This window comes from Trueperaceae bacterium, from assembly GCA_031581195.1.
GTDB lineage: Bacteria > Deinococcota > Deinococci > Deinococcales > Trueperaceae > SLSQ01.
The window spans coordinates 1-3,205 of sequence record JAVLCF010000171.1 but is presented as its reverse complement, the minus strand read 5'-3'; the positions used below and the strand labels follow the sequence as shown (position 1 = coordinate 3,205).

Genomic DNA, 3,205 nt, shown 5'->3' with positions numbered 1-3,205 from the left:
GCGGCCCCTAGCCATTGCGGCCCTCATGCACGTACCGGAGCGCAAGGGTGTACGCCCACTCAAGGACGGCGGTGTCGCCCCCCAAGTACTCAATGCCGAACCCAGCTTCGCCAACGTTATGGATGCTGGTGTTGGCTTGCTGGTGGTGGTACTGACAGACGGGCACGACCGCCCAATCCGCCAGGTACTGCCGGCGCCGCAAGCGTTGCCCCGTCTTGAAGCTCCGAGTCCCACTCACGTGATGCAACGCAGGGGGCCTGGAGCAGCCGGGAACGAGGCACCCGCGTTGCGCAACCCAATCGAACCAATCCTTCTGTTTCGCCGTCATGGGATCTCCGGTGGGAGGTCGTCCCGTGGGTTGGTGCCGTGCAGTTTGCAGTCGGGATTCAAGTACGTCAGGACTCTCGAGTTGGCCTCGTCCGCGTCGAGGGTGGCCCACATGCAGGAGCAGTACTGCTGGATGTTGTGCTCGGCACGCTGGTGTTTGTTCCACTCGCTTTGCGGCACGCCCCGCCGCTCGTCACTCGTGGGGAGGGACCCCCACAAGGCATCGAGTTTCGTTTCAAGCGTCATGGCGTTCTCGTTCCGCGTACACGACGTACGCTTGGCTGGCTTTCTCGAGGGCGTCCAGGGCGTCGTGCAGGAACGCCTGCACGGCCTCCGGTGCGCCACGCTCGATTTCCTCTTGCAGCCGGTCCGCTGTTTGTTGGTGTTGGTAGGCGCACGCCACCAGGTGTTCTTCGCGCGTCACGACCGGACCTCCGGCACGTCCTCCAGAAACAGGCTGCTGGCCTGGTGTTGCGCCTGGTACGCAAGACTCAAGCCCTTCGCGCGCTTCAGGGCGGACAAGGCGCGGTTGCGAAGCTCCCGAATTTCGGTGTTGACGACCTCCACCTCGTCCGCTCGAGCGATGCGGTAGTGGCCCTCCTGGCGGCCGTTGGGTCCGCGGTCGCACACGACCGGCAGTTCCCCCGACGCGACGAGGTCCTCAATGACTTGCCGAGCAGCCCGATCGTTCAGGTCGAGGCGTGCCGCGATCTCTTGGCGGGTGTAGCCCTCCCGGTTGCCTTTCAGGAGGCGCGCGAGTTGGTCGCGGGGGTTCACGATCCGTCCTCCGTCTCGATCACGTCGATGAACGGTGCGGCGTTCACGACCGCCCACTCGTTCGGCCACGCGGGGAACCGGTCCCCCATGTACCGCTCGATGCTGTTGAACACTTGCTTGTAGTCGTCGTTTGGCCACCAGCGTTCCGTGCCGAGGTTCCACCATTCGTACTTGTTTGCCTGGAAGTGCTGGCGGGCGTCCGTCTGGATGTAGGGGTGCCACCAGACGCACATGGTGTCGGGCTCGCGAATGACGGTGCCGTGCGGCCCCACGTCCTGCAGCAGTTGGATTGGGTCGGACAGGTTTCGGCGGTTCATTCGAGACCCAACCAGTCACTGATGGCGGCGGCTGCCGTGAAGGTGAAGCCGATGGCGACGAACAACACGAAGACGGCGATCACGGCTTGACTCCTTGGTCGCGCCAGAACATGTTTCTTAGGCGCATGTGGTCGCGCCAGCGCTCCCTCTTGGCGTCGAACGACTGCATGCGTTCCTCGTGCCGCTTTTGGCGTTCGTCTTCGCGTGTGGGTTGCAAATCCCGCCAGTCAAACCGATCGACGCGGTGCTTCATTGGGCCCACCTGCGCTTCGCTTGGTGGCGGCGGTTGATGACGGTGCGGCCGTCAACGCGGCGGTGGAGGACCCAGTCGGGGGCGTGCGTTTGTGCGTACTTGCGTGCTTCGTGTTCCGTGATGCGGCGCTCGAGTTTCGCGCGAAAGGGATGAAGGTCGTTCGGTTGTTTTGGCATGTCGTCCTTCCTTCGCTTGAGGATCTACTTGGCGTCACGGATTTTGCAGAAGGCCTTCCAGCGTTGGAGGTCTTCTGGGTCCATGACGCGGTTGCGGCCGGATTTGTACGTCACGAACTCTTGGGGGTACTCGCGGACGTACTTGAAGAACGTCGCGGACCCAATCCCGAGCTCTTGCTGGACCTGCTCCCGCGTGAGCGCCGTTGTGGGCGTGTTGGTTTGTTTCGGCTTGTCCATGCCACCTCCCTTCTCGCTTGAGAACACGGTCGTACAACCTTCTGTACGTGCCGTTGGCGACCATCCTATACGTACAGTCGCGTATAGTCAACAATCCAGGGGAGGAACGAGCCGTGGCTAAATTCACAACAAGGAGGGCGCCGTGACGCCCGGCGAGCGCATGAAGCAACTACGCACACGTCTTGGCCTTACCCACAGGCAAGCCGCAGAACGCGCCGGTATATCCCACGGCAGCATCCAAAACCTCGAGCGGCGCGGGCTAAGCGGAGTGTCGTTCGAGACCGCCACGCGCGTCGCCGCTGCGTACGGCATGACGATTGCAAACCTTCAACGCATCAACGAAGGGCGAGAACCACTGCCCGACTACGCCGACAAGGCCCTACAAAAGCTTGAGGTTCACCCTGACTGGGTTGCCGTTCCGGTGTATGGTTCGGTTGCAGCGGGAGACGCAAACCCACAACCGAAGGAAGGGGACGTTGCGTACATCCCGCGAGAACACTTGTCTCGCAGGGGGGCAGCAATCGATAACGTCGTTTGCTACGTCGTGAACGGAAACTGCATGCTAAGCCCGGAGACAATGCGGGCTGACCGTTCGTTTGCGCCAGGCGATTACGTGGCGGTTGATCCTACAAAAACGCCCGAGCCGGGCGACACGGTCGTGGCGTGGTGGGACGACCGAGAAATCATGGTTCTCAAGCGGTTTGGTGTTGAAGAAGGCGCCATCATGTTGACGCCGATTGCGCCGGGCCACCCCGCGATTACGCTGCCGCTCGACGCCTCGACGCACATTGTCGGCCCGGTCGTGTGGCGTGGCGGGTAAACGCACAACGAAAGGCCTTGGCACCGTCTACCAGGAATCGGACGGGCGCCGCTCGACGTCCTACGTTGCAGCGAGGTACGTGACGCTTGCGAACGGGGTGCGGAAGCGACTTAAGGCGCGTGGCCGAACGCAAGAAGAGGCTATCCAGAAACTCAACATGAAGGCGCGCGCCGCGGCCACGCAAACACCGACGGGCCACGTCCGCGTTGAGGACTACCTCGACTTTTGGTTGAGCCACAAACGCGCTTACGTTCGGGCATCGACCATGCGCGCCTACGAGCAAGACGTCCGGCTTCAC

The 3,205-nt window shown here is 62.5% G+C and carries 9 protein-coding genes; 2 read left to right on the top strand and 7 right to left on the bottom strand.

The window, feature by feature from the left end:
* Positions 1 to 7: 7 nt before the first annotated feature.
* The 7 genes from RI554_11050 to RI554_11020 all read right to left on the bottom strand — a co-directional run bounded on the left by RI554_11050 (position 8) and on the right by RI554_11020 (position 2,087).
* A complete protein-coding gene (locus RI554_11050; protein ID MDR9392550.1) occupies positions 8 to 238 on the bottom strand; it encodes a hypothetical protein in 231 nt (76 codons plus the stop codon).
* 86 nt (positions 239 to 324) lie between these two features.
* On the bottom strand, positions 325 to 507 hold the full coding sequence (locus tag RI554_11045; GenBank protein ID MDR9392549.1) for a hypothetical protein: 183 nt from the start codon (positions 505 to 507) through the stop codon (positions 325 to 327).
* A 55-nt stretch (positions 508 to 562) separates the two neighbouring features.
* On the bottom strand, positions 563 to 751 hold the full coding sequence (locus RI554_11040; GenBank protein MDR9392548.1) for a hypothetical protein: 189 nt from the start codon (positions 749 to 751) through the stop codon (positions 563 to 565).
* On the bottom strand, positions 748 to 1,104 hold the full coding sequence (locus RI554_11035) for an HTH domain-containing protein (protein MDR9392547.1): 357 nt from the start codon (positions 1,102 to 1,104) through the stop codon (positions 748 to 750). The genes RI554_11040 and RI554_11035 overlap by 4 nt, the downstream gene beginning before the upstream one ends.
* The gene (locus RI554_11030) at positions 1,101 to 1,421 is read right to left on the bottom strand and encodes a hypothetical protein (protein MDR9392546.1); all 321 of its coding nucleotides are present in this window, start codon (positions 1,419 to 1,421) and stop codon (positions 1,101 to 1,103) included. Before RI554_11030 ends, RI554_11035 begins: the two co-directional genes overlap by 4 nt.
* Positions 1,422 to 1,500: 79 nt before the next feature.
* Positions 1,501 to 1,674, bottom strand: a complete 174-nt coding sequence (locus RI554_11025) for a hypothetical protein (protein MDR9392545.1) — start codon at positions 1,672 to 1,674, stop codon at positions 1,501 to 1,503.
* 200 nt (positions 1,675 to 1,874) lie between these two features.
* Complete coding sequence (locus RI554_11020; GenBank protein MDR9392544.1) at positions 1,875 to 2,087, bottom strand: hypothetical protein; 213 nt, start codon at positions 2,085 to 2,087, stop codon at positions 1,875 to 1,877.
* A 142-nt stretch (positions 2,088 to 2,229) separates the two neighbouring features.
* On the opposite strand from RI554_11020, the gene RI554_11015 reads away from it, so the two are divergent.
* Entirely contained in the window at positions 2,230 to 2,907 is a 678-nt protein-coding gene (locus RI554_11015; GenBank protein MDR9392543.1) for an XRE family transcriptional regulator, read from the top strand.
* Positions 2,908 to 2,986: 79 nt separating this feature from the next.
* Positions 2,987 to 3,205: hypothetical protein (locus tag RI554_11010; GenBank protein ID MDR9392542.1), on the top strand; the 219-nt coding region annotated here is incomplete at its 3' end.

Bases quoted from the DNA above. Each gene is read 5' to 3' on its own strand.
- RI554_11020 (MDR9392544.1), bottom strand. From the start codon at position 2,087: ATGGACAAGCCGAAACAAACCAACACGCCCACAACGGCGCTCACGCGG.
- RI554_11025 (MDR9392545.1), bottom strand. From the start codon at position 1,674: ATGAAGCACCGCGTCGATCGGTTTGACTGGCGGGATTTGCAACCCACA.
- RI554_11030 (MDR9392546.1), bottom strand. From the start codon at position 1,421: ATGAACCGCCGAAACCTGTCCGACCCAATCCAACTGCTGCAGGACGTG.